11 protein-coding genes and 1 tRNA gene are annotated in these 18,175 nt (G+C 62.2%); 7 read left to right on the top strand and 5 right to left on the bottom strand.

Annotated features, from left to right (window positions below; translation table 11 throughout):
- Positions 1 to 80: 80 nt before the first annotated feature.
- Positions 81 to 575, top strand: a complete 495-nt coding sequence (locus ACFQDI_RS18815) for a hypothetical protein (protein WP_377169685.1) — start codon at positions 81 to 83, stop codon at positions 573 to 575.
- Positions 576 to 653: 78 nt separating this feature from the next.
- Here the strand turns inward: ACFQDI_RS18815 and ACFQDI_RS18810 are convergent, their stop codons facing one another.
- The 5 genes from ACFQDI_RS18810 to ACFQDI_RS18790 form a co-directional block, all read right to left on the bottom strand.
- Positions 654 to 1,226, bottom strand: coding sequence for a GNAT family N-acyltransferase (locus ACFQDI_RS18810; RefSeq protein WP_377169683.1), 573 nt, complete (start codon positions 1,224 to 1,226; stop codon positions 654 to 656).
- 100 nt (positions 1,227 to 1,326) lie between these two features.
- Entirely contained in the window at positions 1,327 to 2,499 is a 1,173-nt protein-coding gene (locus ACFQDI_RS18805; protein ID WP_377169681.1) for a hypothetical protein, read from the bottom strand.
- A 13-nt stretch (positions 2,500 to 2,512) separates the two neighbouring features.
- Positions 2,513 to 3,556: a zinc-dependent alcohol dehydrogenase gene (locus ACFQDI_RS18800; protein WP_377169679.1), complete on the bottom strand. Its 1,044-nt coding sequence runs from the start codon at positions 3,554 to 3,556 to the stop codon at positions 2,513 to 2,515.
- 158 nt (positions 3,557 to 3,714) lie between these two features.
- Positions 3,715 to 5,118 carry a phenylacetate--CoA ligase family protein gene (locus ACFQDI_RS18795; RefSeq protein WP_377169677.1) on the bottom strand — a complete coding sequence of 468 codons (1,404 nt, stop codon included), beginning with the start codon at positions 5,116 to 5,118 and terminating at the stop codon, positions 3,715 to 3,717.
- Positions 5,119 to 5,168: 50 nt separating this feature from the next.
- A complete protein-coding gene (locus ACFQDI_RS18790; RefSeq protein WP_377169675.1) occupies positions 5,169 to 6,044 on the bottom strand; it encodes a hypothetical protein in 876 nt (291 codons plus the stop codon).
- 240 nt (positions 6,045 to 6,284) lie between these two features.
- Here ACFQDI_RS18790 and ACFQDI_RS18785 point away from each other — a divergent pair, with 240 nt between their 5' ends.
- The 6 genes from ACFQDI_RS18785 to ACFQDI_RS18760 all read left to right on the top strand — a co-directional run bounded on the left by ACFQDI_RS18785 (position 6,285) and on the right by ACFQDI_RS18760 (position 18,171).
- Positions 6,285 to 7,184, top strand: coding sequence for a sterol desaturase family protein (locus ACFQDI_RS18785; protein WP_377169673.1), 900 nt, complete (start codon positions 6,285 to 6,287; stop codon positions 7,182 to 7,184).
- Positions 7,185 to 7,295: 111 nt separating this feature from the next.
- Positions 7,296 to 7,370: transfer RNA gene (locus tag ACFQDI_RS18780), tRNA-Arg, on the top strand.
- Positions 7,371 to 7,850: 480 nt separating this feature from the next.
- A complete protein-coding gene (locus tag ACFQDI_RS18775) occupies positions 7,851 to 8,795 on the top strand; it encodes a FecR family protein (protein ID WP_377169671.1) in 945 nt (314 codons plus the stop codon).
- An 88-nt stretch (positions 8,796 to 8,883) separates the two neighbouring features.
- The gene (locus ACFQDI_RS18770; RefSeq protein ID WP_377169669.1) at positions 8,884 to 14,097 is read left to right on the top strand and encodes a beta strand repeat-containing protein; all 5,214 of its coding nucleotides are present in this window, start codon (positions 8,884 to 8,886) and stop codon (positions 14,095 to 14,097) included.
- A gap of 20 nt (positions 14,098 to 14,117) precedes the next feature.
- Positions 14,118 to 15,896: a ShlB/FhaC/HecB family hemolysin secretion/activation protein gene (locus tag ACFQDI_RS18765; RefSeq protein ID WP_377169667.1), complete on the top strand. Its 1,779-nt coding sequence runs from the start codon at positions 14,118 to 14,120 to the stop codon at positions 15,894 to 15,896.
- Between the two features lie 103 nt (positions 15,897 to 15,999).
- Entirely contained in the window at positions 16,000 to 18,171 is a 2,172-nt protein-coding gene (locus tag ACFQDI_RS18760) for a CHASE2 domain-containing protein (RefSeq protein WP_377169665.1), read from the top strand.
- Positions 18,172 to 18,175: the final 4 nt, after the last annotated feature.

Raw genomic sequence — 18,175 nt, 5'->3', positions numbered from 1 at the left:
CCTATCAGGGTTTCCCTGGTAGGCATTAAGCTCAACCAGAGTCGATTGCATAATGCGCCACCTGTGGTGGATTTGAGCGCATGAGCACGATCAAACTGCTGTCGTCTGGCAAAGCCGGACTCCTTCTCGCCGTGGCATTGTTCACCCTCACGGGCTGTGATCCGTATTATGGTGTGGGATATGGGGGCGGCTACGGGTACGGCGGGTTTGCGAACTACGGCTACCCGGTGGGACTCATGCCGTATGTGCCGCGCACGGTGAACTCCTACAACTACTCGTACTATCCGCGCTACGGAGCCTACTACCACCACCCCTCCCAGCAGTATCACTACATCAGCGGCAACCGCTGGATGTCCGGCCCCTCTCTGCCAGGGTATTCGCCACGGGTGATCCAGGCGGCACACTCCGTGCCGTTCAATTTCAACAGCCATCCGTCCAACTTCCACAGCCAGGTCAGCCAGGCATTCCCTCACAACTGGTCACCACCCGGCGGTGGCGGTGGCTCGATGTACAGGGGCGGCAACCATGGAGGAAATGGAGGCTGGGGTGGCAGCTACGGCGGCCACAGGCACTAGCAAAAGCCGCAACAGGCATTCCCGCCGCCGGTTCACCAGGACTGGCGGCGTTTTCTTTTCACCCAGGGGAGAGAGCCCTCACCAAACCAGCACTTCTTCCTCTTCATCCTTCTGCAGGGGCTGAGTAGCGGCGGTCGAGGAGACGCGGGCAGTCTTGACGAAATCGTAGATGATCGGGATGCTCATCAGGCCGGTGCGGCGGTCATCAAACCAGTCGGAGTAAAAGGGGCGGCCAAAGACGCGAAAGCCCATGGACTGGTACAAGGGCAGCAACTTCCTGCCGGTCTTGGTCACTACGTGCGCAGCCTTTTGCTCCTTGGCGTATTTCTGCATGGCCATGGCCAGCTGAATCATCGGCATGCCGGTGAGGTTTTTCAGGGCGCAGCCGCGTGACACCTCGATGATGAGGCCGTCCTGGGGAAAAACGAGATCGGTGGCATCGGATTCGCTCTGAAGCTCCAGCTTCGGCACCTCGTCGCTGCGCAGCACCCTGATCACACCGGTGATCTCTCGGGCTGGGTTGAAGAGCGCAAAATGGTGCGCATGCTCGTCAAATTCATCAATCTCATGAAGCAATCCAGTCGTGAAAACTTCACGCCGAATCCTCGCGATGGTGTCGCGGTGTTCGTGAAAAGAAATCTCCTGAATCATGTCCTGACGAGCGTGCAGTTTGCGGCCATACCTTACCTCTGAATATCAGCGGCTTACAGTTAAAATAAAGGTTAAATCACTTGGATGGCTAAGAGATTCCTTATGGACGAGGCTGCTCAAATGCGGTGATTTCCCCTGCCCTGATTTTTTCCGCCGTATCTCCTTCGATCAGGCAAATCCCGAGCGGACAGATGAAGCCCTCGGGCACAGCTCCTGGCAACAGGATGACGAAGCGGCGCAGCCCCGGAGCCTTGAGCTGCTGGCAGTGCCGTCCCAAGGTCGCTGCTGTGAGCGGTTGATCATGCGGAAACGCCCACAGAGCCGAAAAGCCTTCGCCGTCGTGATGGATGAGCGAGGTCTGGCTCAGAAACTCGGCCACGGCACCGTTCAAGCAGTTCCAGTCCAGCAGCGTGAGGGTGTTGACGGCCACAAATGCTTCGCCAAGGCAGAGCCGCTCCGTCCATTTGCTCTTGTAGCGAAACACCCCGTCGTGCAACGAAGGCCGGCTGCCTCCCATGTTGAATTCTGTGCAGCCTTGCCGCCGCGCCTCCAGCAGCGAATGCACGTACAGCGCGCTGAGTGCCCCGTCTTTCAGCAGGTCCATGCGCCCGTCCTTCAGACCGTTCACGTAGCTGGCAAGCTGGCCGTTTTGAAACGTGACCAGAGAGCCTGACAGACGCTCTCCTCCACGGGTCACCCACAGGATGGCGCCTTGTCTGTACACAAACCGCAGCATCCAGCGTGGTGCCACCTGCGCCAGACTGCCGTGCCGGGCTGTGGTGTAGGGCAGGTAAAACTTTTCATAAAAAAGGTCCAGATCACCAGGCACGTGGCTGAGGTGGCTTTCAAAGTTCCTGGTGCGGATGCGGTGAAAGTCCGACCGGGTGCTGGGATGCTCGCGCCCATATTTTTGTAGATCCTCCGGCACTTTCATCCAGTTGGAAATCCACTGCGGAACCGCGAGGTAGTGAGGGCTGAGAAACCGGCGCGCAGAAACACGGTCCAGACGCACCGCCTGGAGATCCGCAGCGCTGCGCCATTCATCCAGCAGGCGCTGCAGCCGCCAGACGGGCACCCGCGTGCGGCGCACCACCACCGGCTCCTGGGCAAAGATGCGTGAGGTCATGAACGCGGCGACATGCCCTGCGCTGAGCAGCACCACCTCCCGGCCGGTGCCTCGCGCTGGCCCGCGCAGCAGCGTGACCGTGACACGCCAGCCCAGGACTGGCAGGATATAGCGCATCCACCAGGACAACCAGTCGAGCAGCTTCATCGAAAACCGCGCCTCATGCGTATTCCAACAGGGCCTTGATCACCTTCCGCTGCGCCACAGCCTGGAAGGCGTCGCTGATCTGGCCCAATGGGAAGCGGTGTGTGATGAAGTCGGCGGAGGTGAGTTTTCCCTCGCGGATCCACTGGCAGAGGGCGGCCTGGGATTCCTTCTCATAGCGGCGTGTGGGCCACTGATGGACGAAGAGGTTGAAGTTGAAGTCCGCCTTTGCTTTGTCGATATGCAGCACGCCGTGCGTGAGCACGCCATAGATGCAATGAGAACCGCCCCGGCGCAGCAACGGCAGGCTCTGCTGCAGGATGTCAGGATGCCCCACGGCATCGATCACGGCATCGAGCTTCCTGCCCCGGATTTTGGCCAGTTCGCCGATCTCGATGTCTCCAGGGGCAAAGGCGGCGTCTGCACCAAAGGCCAGCGCCTTGGCCTGCTTGTCCGCATGGCGGTCCACAATCCCGATCCACCCGAGGCCAAAGAGGCGGCCAAGCTTGACAAAGCTGAGGCCCACGGGCCCTGCGCCGTAGATGAGCACATCATCCCCAGGCTGAAGGTGGAAATCGCGGAAGGCTCCGAGCACCTCGCGCCAAGTGCAGAGCAGCACCGCCTGCTCCGGCGGGATGTCGGCGTCCACACGGGTCTGGATTTCGAAGACCTCCACCCAGCCGTGCGCTTCATCGGCTACGCCATCCGCCACCATGGCGTCGTGGTCATTGGCCAGGGTGTACTCCCCAAAGCCGCCCCAGCCGGAGTCCACGCCTTCGCTTTGAAGATCGAAAACGAGGCCGCCCACGGCGCGGTCTCCCGCCTTGAAGTTTTTCACCTTTTCCCCCACCTCCACCACGATGCCCACGCTCTCATGCCCGAGGGCAAAGGGAAACTTGTCCTCCATGCCGGGAAATTTGCCTGAGAGCAGCTCGGAGTCCGTGCGGTTGCAGAGGCAGGCGCATTCCGTGCGCACCAGCGCCTGGTAGGGGCCGGGCCTGGGCTGCGGTGTGTCGAGGATGGCGAGTTCTCCCGGTGAGATGGCAATGACAGACTTCATGAGCCGCGCATCGAACACGCGGCGCGTGGGAGTGCAAATGAAGAAGTACACATGCGGAAGTGAAAAAGGGTAAGTCAAAAGGGCCGGAGCATGAGAACGCGAAGGCGTGAGAGATCAGATCAATCTCCGCTCCTTTTCACTTCCCCCCCTTCCACGCCTCACGCCGTTTCATCCGGCAGCGGGACATTTTGCTCCACCTTGCCGGTGCGTGGATCGGGTGCGAGCTGCTTTACCAGACGCACGGTACACACCACGCCAGCGCAGCCGCCCTCGGCCAGGCAGAGGGGCAGCGAGACCTCCAGCTCCCGCTGCAGCAGGGCTTCGTCGGCACCCGGGCGCGGCACCACCTGGCATTCGACCGAGGCAGGGCCGGTCTGACGGGTCTGGTAGGTGGCGATGTCCTGCCGCGCATCCAGCACGATCATAAACTGCACGCCGATGAACACCTTCCTCTCCGGAGTTTTGAAGACATAGGCCATGGTGCTGCGACCCTGGATCTGGTCGATGCGTCTGAAGGGCCAGTGCTCATCCACAGGCCCGATCTTGAGGCGGTCGTTCACTCGGTAGCGCAGCAGCGGCATGGCCTTGTTGAGCAGCGGCGTCACCAGCGCATGGTCTGAGAGCACGCCCTCGGGCACGGGCTGGTCTGCGGCATCCACGGCCTCCAGCGCCACCATGTCATCGTGAATGAGCATGTGCTGCAGACCGCGCCACTGACGCGCAATGCCCAGCACTTCACCGCTGCCGTAGGTGTTGAAAGGCTCGATGCCAAAGGCCTTGCGGCAGAGCTCGCGGATGCCAGGGGTCAGCGTGTCCCCACCGGCCAAAATGTAGCCCCTGTCCTGAGGCATCTGGATGTTCAGCTCTCCATGGAGCTGAGACTGCGCCAGCCTGCCAAAGAGCGAACCGTAGCCCATCATCACATCCGGCTGGATGCGCTGCACCTCGGCCAGGATTTCGCTCCAGGGCGCAGCCACGTTGACTCGGTGGTAGCGGCAGAGCAGATCTCCCACCCAGGGACGTGTGGAATACAAAGCCGCCGATGTGGCGGGCGAGGCTGCAGGGATCACAGCGAGCACCTTGGTGGGCCTGCGAAACAAAGGCAGCGAAGGCGGGCGCGAGGTGTGAGGGGAGGCGGAATTGCGCAAGTTTTGGCAGGCATGCCCCCAGTCCACCACGGAGATGTCATGCGGTATGGCCATGGCCAGCCCCGTGGTGCCGGAGGTCTTGCTTACCATCCAGCGCCCATGGTAGAGCTTGCCCCAGTTTTCCGGTTCCTTGAGAAAGGCCTGCAGCGCAGCACGGTGCAGCCGCTTGTCCGGGACGATCTCGTCCCAGTTGGCCAGCAGGATCTCCTTGGTGATCGGCGGGATGTCCGTGAGCTGGCAGCGCTCCACGTCAATGCCCGCGAGGTGCCGGCGGTAAAAGGGGCTGACCTCTAGCGCGTAGCGTGCCATGGCCCGCCAGCGGCGCTCCTGCAGTTTGAGCACGTCGGCACGGCTCATGAAGTGGGCTTTTTTGACCTCACGAGAGGCACGCAGCAGGTTGAGGAATCGGCTCATGATGGAGAAAGCATCCCCTGCCTTGGAGCAGCCCCGCAGTCAAGCAGAGGTCAGTCCACCGCGACCATGCTGCGCCGGGGGATCTCTCGCCACTGGCCGTCGTTGATCGACCACTCCAGCGGGCCAAACTCCCACTCGTTCGCGGCAATGGAGTCGCCTAGTCGCAGGCGCAGCTTGTCCGAGCCAGGCTGCGGCGTGACGATGACGTAGCGGTGATTGCTTCCTTCTTTATGAAAATCGCACACCTTGCCGTCCACGGTGAATCTGAGGCGCTCGCTGCCGTTGGCCTTGGCTGTGCGCAGCTTCACAGTGCGGACTTTCCCGGTCAGCAGCAGCACCCCTGTCAGAGTGACGGTGGTCTTTTTCTCAGGCAGCGTGATGGGCTTGTTGTCCCACACGCTGCGCTTGCCTCCGATGGTCAGCAGCAGGCCGTTTTCGATCTTGCCGGTCACTTTCCCGTCGGCCAGTTCGCTTTCCAAGGCTTTGCGCTCGGCATCGATGGCGTTGGCCTCGGGGAGGTCTCCCGCCTTTGTGGCCTCCCGCAGGGCGGGCTCCAGGTCACGGAAATACTGGCCCTTGGCATGGGCTATGGCGTCGCTGTACATGTTCCGCGCGGTCACCAGATTCTGCCGCTTGAAGTCAATGATGACCGCTCCTCCGGCGGCAACTTGCTTTTTCGCCTCGGTGATCTGATTGGCCTCCTCCAGCGCGCCCGCCTTCACCGCGTATGCCAGAGTCCGGTCCAACTCGTCCGTCAGTCGTTTCGCGGCGGCCACGCTGCTTTGCTGGTAGCGCGTTTGAGCCCTGAGCGCCGCAGGAGACTTGAAGGCCGCAGCCTCTGGGTCAGCACCCCGCCCCACACAGGACAACACGAGCGACAAAACACAGGAAAGTGACAGAAACCGATGGGCGATGGGTGATTTCATGGCGAGGTCCAAGTATTCGTGTTTAAGCCGTGATCTTAACGTCTTGGGCAGCCTCGTGGCAAATCAAAATGGGCTCTCTGCCCCCGTCCTCCTGCCATCAGGCGCACCGAATGGCAGAGCCTCCCTCCAGCCGGCAGGCCCAGACCGTGTGTTCATTCCGCTCAAAGACAAGCCCAGCACACCATCTCACCACATCCGCACTGGAAACGCGCCCGTTTCTTGCTTTGAAAAAGAAAACCCATGCTCCGCACCCTGCTCGACTACCTGCTCTGGCCCCTCATTCTGATCGCCGCCGTCATCCCCACAGGGATCGGCATCGCCGCTGGTCATGAAACGCTGGCCTTCAACTGCGTGTACTTCAGCCTGGCAGCGCTGCTGTATGTGCTGGAGCGCGTGCACCCGCATGAGAAGGACTGGCTGCACTCAGACGGCCAGGCTGTGCAGGATTTTGCCCACACGGCCTTCACCAAATCCTTTGTGCAGCTTCTCATCGTCTCTGCGACATGGCTCGGTCTGGCGAGCGTGGTCGGAGGCACTCAAGGCACCGGCTACTGGCCGAACCACTGGCCCATGTGGTGCCAGGTGGTGCTGGGACTGGTGGTGGCGGAGTTCGGTTTGTATTGGGCACACCGCATCGCGCATGAGTGGATGCCGCTGTGGTGGTTCCACGCCGTGCACCACAGCTCCAAAAAACTGTGGTTCTTCAACACCGGCCGCTTTCACATCATCGACACGCTCAAGAGCATGATCTTTTCCGCTCCGCTGCTGGCCCTGGCCGGTGCGCCGAAGGACGTTGTGCTGTGGTTTGGGGCCATCACGGCCTACATCGGCTTCCTTACGCACGCGAACATCCAGATGCGATTTGGCTGGCTGAACTACATCTTCAACACCCCAGCCCTGCACCGCTGGCACCACTCCATGGACCTGCGCGAGGGAAACAAAAACTACGGCGAGAACCTCATGATCTGGGACATCATCTTCGGCACCTATTACGACGACACCAGACGTCGCCCGCCGGTGAAGATCGGCATCAAGTCCGCCATGCCCAAGACCTTCTGGGGGCAGATCATCGAGCCCTTCCGCTGGAACAAATTTCAGGCTTCTGCCAAAGCTGGCACCACGAAGCACGAGCTGATGTAGTCGCGCGCCGCAGTCGCTGAGGCGCGCTGAAAAAAGAGCGCCCTGCAGCGCCAAAACGACTTGCTGCTGCTTGGAGCCCATGCGAAGCATCCAGCTCTCTGGATACACAGCGCGCCCGTAGTTCAACGGATAGAATGGTGGTCTCCGAAGCCGCAGATTCAGGTTCGATTCCTGACGGGCGCACCAGAGGAAAAGCGGCACAGTAACGACAGGCTTGCCTTCCCACGTCATTTCCGGCATGCTGTCGGGCGTGAACCCTGGGCCAGCAGACTCACCCGGCCCGGTGGATGGCACTTTAACACCCGCACCGTCTCCTGCTGCCACACAGCCCGAACCGGCCGCCCCCACCGTGCCCCAAGTGCAGCCAGCCGCTCGTCCTGCGCACTGCCCGCAGCGGTTCCCTTGCAGGCCGCCAAGTCTGGGGCTGCTCCACCCTTCCCACGTTGCAAAGGCACGCCGCGGCTGAAATGAGCGTGAGGCACCGGGCTGAGGCAGTCTAAAAAAGAGGAAGAGTGAGAGATCCCAAATCACAAATCTCTTACACCCCCCTATTTGCGGTATATCTTTTATAGCAAATATTAGGATTGGCGCAATTTAGCAACTCAATCCTGCAAATTTACGCTCTAAACTTTTGACTCGAGCATGAAGAATCACACCTTAATGACAATGAAATTCCTCGCTGCCATTGTGGTACTAGCCCTAGGCGTCCAAAGCATGGCAGCAGAGTCCAGTGGCACCGTATCGGTGGCTGTTGGAAAAGTGTCCCTCATACCGATGGGCGGCAATGCGGAAACGCCGCTGAAGGTGGGAGACGCGGTGCCGGTAGGCTCCACGGTGAAGACGGGGGCCGCCTCCCGCGCAGTGATCAAAACCACAAAGCAGTCGGCGGTGCGCATCGCTGAAAACTCGCAGGCGGTGTTTATGGATCTGGTGGACTCCGACACTGCGCCCAAAGTGCTGGTGGATCTCAAGTCTGGGAGCCTCGGGGCGCTGATCCAGCCGCAGGCGCAATCGACGATGGACTTCAAGGTGAAGACCCCCAGCGGCATCGCTGCCGCACGCGGCACCATGTTTGCGGTAGCCGTGGAAGATGGGAAAGGCTTTGTGAAAGTGGAGCATGGCAAGGTGGACGTGACTCCTGCCAACGTGAAGAAGCAGCTGCCACAGATGGGCAGGGTGACCGCCGTGACCGGCAGTGCTACCGAGACGCCCTCAGGCCAGGCTGCGCATGCCCTGCATGAAGGAGACATCATCGCCGTGGGCAGCACGATCAAGACGGGGGCGGACTCCAGCGCCACCATCACCATGACGACCACCAGTGCCATCCGCCTGGGAGCCAACGCCGAGGCTGTGGTGGCCGAGATTGTGGAGTCCAAGGATGAGCCCAAGGTGCTGCTGGATTTGAAAAACGGCACGATCGGTGCGCTGGTGAAGCCGGAAGCCTCTGGCAAGATGGACTTCAAAATCAAAACGCCCAGCGGCACTGCTGTGGCCAAGGGGGCGTTTTACTCTGTTTCGGTGGAGAATGGCAAAGGCTACGTGCAGACGAAAGACGGCGAAGTCGTCATCGTCCCACAGGAAAACGCCGCCAGCAGCAAGCCTCAGCAATAACCCCTGAATGGCTCCCGGATGTCCAGCTTTGAGGACTGCACGCGCCCTCGTTTTGGGAGCTGTGTTATGGATTTTCCTTTTCACGCCAGTGATTCAGATTTTCGCGAATCCGACCGGTGGTGTGGTGGTGCTGGGGGATGCCCAGATCCAGAGCACCTTCCCCGGGCTGACGACGATCCATCAACAGACGGACCGCGCCATCATTGACTGGAGCAGTTTCAACATCGCCAGCGGCGAGCACACCCAGTTCATTGTGCCGGATGCCAGCTCGGCCACTCTGAACCGCGTACTCGACGGCGGGCCTTCGCTGCTGAACGGCACCCTGACATCGAACGGCCAGATATTCCTCATCAATGCCAGCGGCATCATTTTTGGCCAGGGCTCCGTGGTGGACGTGGCCGGGCTCACAGCCTCAACGCTGAATCTGAGCAACAGCGACTTCATGGCCGGTGGCGCGATGGTGTACCAGGGCACCAGCACCGCAGGCGTGAGCAATGCGGGCGAGATCCGCGCATCCTCCGGGGATGTGTTTCTCATCGGTCTTCAGGTGAACAACAGCGGCAGCATCCGTGCGCCAAACGGCACCGTGGGGCTGGCCGCAGGCACGGATGTGCTCATCATGCCTGCAGGCGATGAGCGTGTGGTGGTGCGCAATGCGGCGGGTCCGCAGCGTGGCACGGGCGTGACCAACAGCGGACTCATCCAGGCGAATGTGGCGGAGCTGAAGGCGCATGGAGGCAATGTGTATGCGCTGGCCATCCGAAACACGGGCCGCATCGCCGCCACAGCCGCCACAAGGCAGGGCGGGCGCATCATCCTGAGCGCCAATGGTGGAAACATCGAAAACACCGGCAGTCTGGTGGCGCGCGGCAGCGCAGGGAGCGGCGGGCAGATCAAGATCAACGCAGGCAGCAGAGGCAGAGTCTCGCTGGGAGGGCGAGTGGATGCCGATGGCCCCACGGGGCGCGGCGGCAGCATCGACGTTAGTGCAGGAGAGGTCACGGTGCGCCGGGCGATCGTCGTTTCCGCTGATGGCAAAACCGCAGGCGGAGAGATCGAGATCAATGCTCGGCCTGCGGATGAGGGGGCAGTCGCCCCGCCTGCAACGACAACCTTCATCGATGGCACCATCCGTGCGGACTCCGCCAGCGGCATGGGCGGCGTCATCCGGCTGGGCGGTAATACACTCACGCTCGGAGGAGAGGCTCTCATCAGCGCCAGCGGTGCCACGGGTGGCGGCAGCATCTTCGCAGGCGGCGGCATGCAGGGGCTGGATGCCCGCATGACCAACTCCACACAGGTGGAGATCCAGCAGGGCGCCATTCTGACGGCCAATGCCGGGAGCAGCGGCGATGGCGGCACGGTGGTGGTGTTTGCCAGCGGGCAGCTGAGCTTTGCAGGCAGCGTGCAGGCTCGTGGAGGACTGCTGGGCGGGGATGGCGGGCAGGCGGAGCTTTCCGGCAAGCAGGCGCTGGTGCTGGAGTCGCTGACGGGACGTGTCGATCTCAGTGCGCCTCAGGGCATGGCTGGCACCCTGCTGCTGGACCCGAACGATATCCTTATCTCTGACTGTGTGGTGGGAAATACCATCACCAATCCCGCTCAGGCAAACGCCCTCCGCGCCTCGGACATTTCCGCGTGGCTGGACGCCAACTGCGGAAATCTCATCATCCAGACCGATGTGAACGCCGCAGGCGGCAGCGGAGACATCACGCTGGCAGGGCTCATCCAGTGGAGCTCCCATGCCTCACTCACCATTCAGGCTCAGCGGGATTTCATCATGACGGCGCAGGGGTCCATCCAGGCCATGGGCGCGGGAAATGTGACGGTCAATGCCGGGCGCAGCGTGCAGATCCAGTCCGGTGCGGAGATCCTCACGCACTGCGGAAACGTCACGCTGAATGCGAACCAGGGCACCACCTCCTTTGAGGGCGACTTCCAGTCCATCATCATTGGCGGGCATGTCATCTCGGATTCCGGAAACATCACGCTGGCAGGACGCAGCGGCGGCACGGAGACGGTCGCCATCCTGCTGGACAACGGCGGCGCTGTCACGGCCGGGGGCTTTGGCGTGGTCACGCTCCAGACGCTGGACGGCAGCGTGGCGGGGCATGGTGCCATCACCACCTGGGGGCTGAAGTTGCAGGGAGCGGGCGACTTCTTCCTCTCCAGCACGGACAATGCGGTGCAGACCATCACCAGCATCGGCACCATCGGCTCCGTGCAGATCATCAACACGCTGGGACTCACGGTGGGCAGCATCGGCGAAGACAGCGGACTCAGCACCCTGCGCGGCGTCAGCATCATCACCACCAACACGGACCACATCCGCGTGAACGAAAACATCACCTCCCAGGGCGGCGTGATCACGCTCACCGGCTTTGGCATCGAGGTGAACGGCAGCCGGATCTCCAACGCGGGGGAGGGCTCCATCTACCTAAATGCACAGCGCGAAATCAATGCAAACTCCGGTGCCACGATCTCCGTGGTGGATGGCCTCATGAAGCTCGATGCCAATCAGCAGACGACGCCCACGGGGGGAAACTTTGCGGGCATCCTGCTCAGCAACGCCACGCTCACCACCACCGGCAAGGGAGCCATCGTGCTCAACGGCCGCGGAGGTGACAGCGGAGATGGCAACACGGGCATCCTCTTGCTGAATGGCGCCACGATTCACTCCACCTCCACCGCGCCGAATGCAGGAAGCATCACACTGCTGGGCACCACCGGAGGCGGCGGCAGCGGGAACCACGGCGTGGCCTTGCAGGACGCCGGCACGGCCATCATCAGCGCAGGTGGCCGGGTGCAAATGAGCGGCAGCGGCGCAGGCGCAGGCACGGGCACGGAAAACACAGGCGTGAGTCTCGGTGAAAACACTGCCGTGACAAACAGCGGCGAGATTCTCGTGCTGACAGACACGGTCGCCCTGTCTGGCGCGGCCTTTGTGGGCGGAGGAGGCACGCTGGAGGTGCGCACTGTCTCTGCGGGCACGACCATCGGTCTGGGAGACGGCGCAGCGGGCACGCTGCTGCTCGACAATGCCGCGATCGGCGCACTCTCCGGCCTCAGCCACATCACCATCGGCTCCCTCACGCCTGCTTATGTGGATGTGCGCGCCACGACCTGGCATGCCCCGTTGACGATTCAGACGCTCGGAGAGATCGTAGTGAGCGGGCAGATCCTGGACTTGGGCGGCATGGTCACGCTCAGCGCTTCCAGCACCCTGCTCTGTGCGGACATTGCCACCGCAGGCGGCGACATCCTCATCAGCTCACCTCTGACTCTCGGTGCCAGCGCCACACTGGACACCACCAACCACGGCGCTGTGCCAGCCGGTGCCGCGATCACCCTTGGTGGCGTGGTCTATGGCTCGTTCAATCCCACGGCAGATCTCACGCTGAATGCCGGCACGCTGGGAGTCGTGACTGTGCAGGGAGACGCCGGACAGAATGGTGCGCCGTTGCATGCGCTGAGCCTCACCGGAGGCACGCTGGCAGGAGCGCCGCAGATTTACGCCCAGACTTTCAGCGCCACATTTAACGGCGTGACCGATCTATCCCATCTGAACGCCACCACGGCGACGGTGAACGGCCGCACGGGAGATGACACCTTCATCTTTATTCAGGTGCCAGCCAGCCTCATGGTCAACGGAGCTGCTGGCAGTGACACGCTCACCTTTGCCGCTGCCATGGGCCCCGTAACCGTCAGTGCAGACAGCCTGACCAGCATCGAAAACGTCATCGGCTCCGCCAGCCATGCAGGCACGCTCATCGGCCACGCGGCAGGTGGCAACGTGTTTCAGATCACCGCGCCAAATGCGGGCACACTGGGCACGCTGCATTTCAGCTCATTTGAAAACCTCACCGGAAGTGTCAGCGGTACGAGCCAGTTTGTGTTCCTCAACCAGGCCACCGTCAGCGGCAGGGTGGATGGTCTGGGAAATCCGCAGGCCGTGATCATCGTGAATGACAGCGGCCTGCAGTCCGGGCAGACCTACACCATCACATCCTCACAAATCAGCGTGGCGGGGCGGACGTACGCCTTCCAAGGCATCACTACCCTGGGGCTGAACCTCGGGGCGGGAAATGACACCACAGCAACGAGCTTCTACACCTTTGCGCAGAATTTCAACGGAGGAGGCGGAAACAACCAGCTCCTGGTGGATGGCACGACGGTGGTGACCACGCCGCTCACACGGCCCGGTTTTGGAACCATCTCCACCACAGGCTTTGCCACCAGCACAACGGGAGCGCCACCGAAGATCACGAATGTCTTTCTGCAAAACTTCGTCTTCATCGCCTCCACGCTGCTCACGGACTCCACGCAGACGAACAACTACAACACCACCTCCATTGCGGGTGCCTTCTGGGCAGGCAGTGTGGGGAGCGTGGGTGCGCAGATAGCCGCCAGTGTGCTGGGAGGCGGTGCTGGCGGCACAGGCGGCATCTCATCGTTTTTCAATGGGGCGGGAGCCCTGGGCTCAGTCGGCGGCGGGGGGCCGGTCAGCCAGTCCTTGCAGTCACAGATGGATGCCAGCACCTCTGCCACCACAGAGCGGGAGCTGAACCTGAGCCTGGGCGGGGACGGCACGGTGCGCCTGCAAAATGGAGGCGGACTCCTGAGCATAGCTCCCGGCATCGGCGCAGCCAGCAGAAACTCACTGGCACAGCTGGAGGCCAGCATGAGTCTGCTCGCGCAGAGCGAGCTCTCACTCGGAGCCATCGGCCGGGCAGAGGCACCGCTCACGCCGCAGGGAGGGGCGCAGCCCATCACGCTCGGGGATCCCCTGCCCTCTCCCGGCATGCGGCAGTTCCTTTCCCGTGCGGCCAATCCGAGCGCCTTCAGCACGCTCTACCTCGCCCTGGGTGGCGATGGCACCGCACGTCTCGAGTATGGCTACGGCAGCATCACCATGGAGGTAAACGACCGCCCCGTGCCGGCTGTGATCGAGAGCAGCCTCAGCTCCAGCATCTCTCCCGGCTCGTTTGGCGAACTGGCCCATGCCCTCGGCGCAGAGGGGGAATACCATCTGCTGCCCGAGCAGGGGCTGGCGCTCATGGATGCAGCAGGCAGCCCTGCGCCTGCGGACGTGAAGATCTTCCTCCGAGTGCAGCTGGCACCTGCGACAGAGGCGCAGCTTTCCCGCACGCTGGGCGGAGATGGCTCGGCCCTCGTTCAGCCTGCGGATGGCATGGAACACATGTCCCTGGACGGGACGCCTGCCGGTCCCTTTGTCATGCTCAAACTGCAAAACGCCACCGCACCTGAAAGTGTGATGGAACTCGACAGTGCACTTCGCTGATGCGTCATTTCTTTACTTCCATGCCGTCGCTCTCATCCAAGCCGATCTTTTTTCTGGTTGCCCTGGCCGTGTGCAGCTACGCGCCCGCGGGTCTGGCGCAGGAGTTTCCCTCCACCTCGACGGGGGCAGGTACGCTGGTGGACAGGCTGCCCATTCCGCGTGCGAGGCCCGCTGCAGATGCCGAGACGGATGCAGCGGCCGCGGACCCCCGGAACGAGGCCGCTAAACGTGCCGCCACTGACACCAAGCCCCTGGGAGTGCGCCTGCGCGGACTGCTGCTGGTGCCGAAGAAACTGAAGACTGTCTCCAAAAACCAGCGCCAGGCCTTTGCCGTGGACCCGGCGTTGCATCTGCCAGCCGGTCTCGCGGAGTCTCTGCAGCGCGAGTTCATCGACCAGCAGCTCAGCATGGCCGTGCTCAACAGCATCGTGCAGAAGATCAACAAAAGCTACCAAGGCACCGACTTCCCGCTGGTGGACGCCTACCTGCCCGAGCAGGACATCACACACGGCTATGTGCAGATCGTGGTGCGGGAAGCCGTGCTCGGCCAGGTGAAGGTGGAGGGGGCGACCCAGCGCTCCCACCCGGCCTACATGCAGAGCCAGGTGAGCGTCAAGTCTGGTGAGCGCATCGACACGCGCAAAATCTCCAGCGACGTGCGCTGGCTCAATGAAAACCCCATCCGCAACGTCAACGTGATCTATGAGCGCGGCACGAAGGACGGCACCAGCGATGTCGTCTTGAAGACGCAGGAAAACAACCCTGTGAAGGTAAATGTGGGGTATGCCAACTCCGGCCTGAGAGCCACCGGGCTGAACCAGATCTCCGGCGGCATCAGCATGCTGCAGCTGTTTGGCACCGAGCAGTCACTCACTTACAACTTCACCGGAAACCAGGAACTGGACCGCCTCAAGGCCCACGCCCTCATCTGGGACATCCCCTTCCCCTGGCGTCACCGGCTGCAGCTGCTCGGCGTTTACGTGGACTCCGCCACCCAGGCGGGCGGAGCGCTGGGAGTCAACGGCCGCAACCGCCAGCTCACCGCAGCGTACTCCGTGCCGCTGGCCAGCGCCTGGAGCCGAGTGCAGCACAAGGCGACTGCTGCTGTGGACTACAAAAGCACCACCTCGGACCTGCTCTTTGGCGGCAGCAGTTTCTCCAAAAACACCGCCGAGGTGCTGCAGTTCCGCCTGGGGTACAACATCACCGTGAATGACAGGCTGGGCTTCACCCGCCTGGGCCTCTCGGCCATCTACAGCCCGGGCAACACCCTCGGGCACAACAACTATGCGGCCTTTGACAGCCTGCGCGCGGCCTCCCAGGTCAAATACTGGTACGCCAAAGGAGAGCTGGACCGGCTGCTGCGCCTGCCGGAGGGGTTTTCCCTGCTGATGCACACGGCCGGGCAATACTCTAACGCACGCCTGCTGCCCACGGAGCAGATGCTGGCAGGCGGCTACCAGACGGTGCGCGGCTTCAATGAAAGCTCCGCACGCGGGGACCGCGGCATCGTGGCCAACATTGAGCTGAACATGCCCATGCTGCACCTCATGGGCGCGACAGGAAAAACAGCTGACAACCTGAACACCTTTGCCTTTTACGACTTCGCCTATCTTGAAAGCGTGGGCACCTATGCCTCCGAGCCCAATCTCAATCTGCAGAGCGCCGGCATCGGCCTGCGGTACAACCTCGGCAACAACATGGACCTGCGTCTCGCCTACGGCTGGGCCCTTCGCAGCAGCGGCCTGGTCAGCGCCCCGCCGGGCCGCCTGCACTTTGGCATGAACGTGCGCTACTAGGCGGCAGCCCTCTTTCCTGATTTCCCATGCAGCCCACGCCAACGGAAATGAACAGACCTGTCTGGCCCCAAGGAGACAAGGCTTTCACAATGCACCCCGCAGTATGAGCCGCAGGAAAAAAATAGGCAGCCTGAGCTTTGAGCTGCTGCTGCTGCCGCTGGTGCTGGTGCTCGCGCTGGCCTTCAGCCGCACACCGCTGGGGCATGACCTGGAAAACCTCACGCTGGACTGGCGCTTTCAACTCCGTGCGTGGTCAGACCCGCCCGCCGCGCCGCAGGTGCTGGTGGTCGGCATAGATGAGGACGCACTGGAAAAACTCGGCCGCTGGCCCTGGCAGCGCAGCGTACACGCGCAGCTCATGAAGCTGCTGGACTCCCGCCCTCCCTCAGCCGTGGCCTTTGACCTCCTCTTCACCGAAGCCAGCCCTGATGCGGAGCAGGACCGCCTGTTTGGAGATGCCCTCGCACTCTCCCCTGCCTCCATCACTGCTGCCATGGCGCAGAAACTGGAGAACGCCAAAAAGTATGAGGGAGAACTCGCCGGCAATACGAAAGCCATCACCAGCATCCAGGGAGACCAGAGCCTGATCATCGGAGAAGACACCGGCCTGCTGCCTGTGGGCATTCTCGGAGAGAGCTCACATGCCGGCTTTGTCAATTCACCGCCAGGCCCTGATGGCATCCGGCGGCAGATCCCGCTCATCGTGCGCTGCGGCACGCACATTTTCCCCAGCCTTGTGCTGCAGGCTCTTCTCAGCCATGAAGGCGTGGAGTCAGACGCCGTCAGCGTCGTTCTCGGGCGCAGCATCCGCATCCAGGGGGCTAAAAAGCGGTGGAGCATCCCCATTGATGCCACAGGCCAGATGACCTTGAACTACCGCCATCCGCGCACTTTCAGCGTCTTCCCCTATGCCGCATTGCTGGGGCACCTGGCCGCCCACCAAGGCCAGGAGTGGCCAGCCAAATTTCCGCCGGTCAAAGACCAGATCCTCTTCATCGGCCAGACGGCGGCAGGCCTTTCAGACCTCGGCCCCACTCCGCACGGGCCGCAGACGCCGCTGGTGCTCACGCATGCCAATGCCCTGAGCAACATCCTCAGCGGAGACTACATCCGGCAGCCAGATCACCGCATCCTCATCGGCATCTGGGTCCTGCTCGCGTTCTTCACCATCATCCCCGTGCGCTTTGGCCCCATCTGGCTGGCGGTGCTCGTGCCCGCGCTGTTTGTGGGGGCCTATGTGTACTTTGCCTTTCACCTCTTCCGCCTGGAGAGCCTGCACCTGCCGCTGGCGTGGCCGGTGCTAGGCTTCCTCCTGGTGGAGGGCGGCTCCATCCTGCACCGCCTCGTCATCGAGCTTCGAGCCAAGAGCCGCATCACCAACATGTTTGGCACCTTCCTCGCGCCGCAGGTGGTCAAGCAGCTGATCGCCTCCGGTGAGGAGCCCCGGCTCGGCGGCGAGCAGGTGGAGATCACGGCCTTCTTCAGCGACATTGCCGGCTTTTCCTCCTTCTCTGAAAAGCTCACCCCCGAGCGCCTCGTCACGCTGATGAACGACTACCTCACCGAGATGACCGACATCCTGCACGACAACGGCGGCACGCTCGACAAGTTCATCGGCGACGCCATTGTGGGCATGTTCGGCGCACCGCTCTACTTTGCAGGACATGCGCACAGTGCCTGCACTGCCGCGCTGCAGATGCAAAAGCGCCAGCTCGAGCTGCGCCGTAAATGGAAGCACGAGGGCGGCTGGCCGGACATCGTGCATCAGATGCAGACCCGCATCGGCCTGAACTCCGGCCTGGCCGTCATCGGCAACATGGGCTCACGGCGCCGCTTCAATTACACCATGATGGGGGACACGGTGAACCTGGCTGCCCGCAGCGAGAGCGGGGCCAAGAGCTACGGCGTGTACACCATGATCACCGGAGAGACAAAGGCGCTCGCGCAGAAGCACCGCGACGACATCACCTACCGCTTCCTGGACCGCATCGTGGTCAAAGGCCGCAGCCAGCCGGCGGAGGTTTATGAACTCGTCGGCTTCACAAATGAAATTTCCCCCGAGACCGAGGAGTGCCTGCATCTCTTTGAGAAAGGAGTCGCCGCCTATCAGTCCCAGAGGTGGGATGCGGCCATAGCCTTTTTTGAACGCTCAGCCAGGCGTGAGATCCACCAGGACTCCAATCCTTCACTGGTCATGAAGGAACGCTGCGAGGTGATGAAGATCCACCCGCCGCCCGCAGACTGGGATGGCGTGTATGTGATGAAGACGAAGTGAAGCG

Source organism: Prosthecobacter fluviatilis, assembly GCF_042655725.1.
GTDB lineage: Bacteria > Verrucomicrobiota > Verrucomicrobiia > Verrucomicrobiales > Verrucomicrobiaceae > Prosthecobacter > Prosthecobacter fluviatilis.
The sequence above is the reverse complement of the archived record's forward strand: the minus strand, read 5'-3'. Positions and strand labels throughout refer to the sequence as shown.

Excerpts from the sequence above, each read along its gene's own strand:
- ACFQDI_RS18775 (WP_377169671.1), top strand. The coding sequence starts at position 7,851 with ATGAAATTCCTCGCTGCCATTGTGGTACTAGCCCTAGGCGTCCAAAGC.
- ACFQDI_RS18805 (WP_377169681.1), bottom strand. The coding sequence starts at position 2,499 with ATGAAGCTGCTCGACTGGTTGTCCTGGTGGATGCGCTATATCCTGCCA.
- ACFQDI_RS18785 (WP_377169673.1), top strand. The coding sequence starts at position 6,285 with ATGCTCCGCACCCTGCTCGACTACCTGCTCTGGCCCCTCATTCTGATC.
- ACFQDI_RS18790 (WP_377169675.1), bottom strand. The coding sequence starts at position 6,044 with ATGAAATCACCCATCGCCCATCGGTTTCTGTCACTTTCCTGTGTTTTG.
- ACFQDI_RS18815 (WP_377169685.1), top strand. The coding sequence starts at position 81 with ATGAGCACGATCAAACTGCTGTCGTCTGGCAAAGCCGGACTCCTTCTC.
- ACFQDI_RS18800 (WP_377169679.1), bottom strand. The coding sequence starts at position 3,556 with ATGAAGTCTGTCATTGCCATCTCACCGGGAGAACTCGCCATCCTCGAC.
- ACFQDI_RS18810 (WP_377169683.1), bottom strand. The coding sequence starts at position 1,226 with ATGATTCAGGAGATTTCTTTTCACGAACACCGCGACACCATCGCGAGG.
- ACFQDI_RS18765 (WP_377169667.1), top strand. The coding sequence starts at position 14,118 with ATGCCGTCGCTCTCATCCAAGCCGATCTTTTTTCTGGTTGCCCTGGCC.
- ACFQDI_RS18795 (WP_377169677.1), bottom strand. The coding sequence starts at position 5,118 with ATGAGCCGATTCCTCAACCTGCTGCGTGCCTCTCGTGAGGTCAAAAAA.
- ACFQDI_RS18760 (WP_377169665.1), top strand. The coding sequence starts at position 16,000 with ATGAGCCGCAGGAAAAAAATAGGCAGCCTGAGCTTTGAGCTGCTGCTG.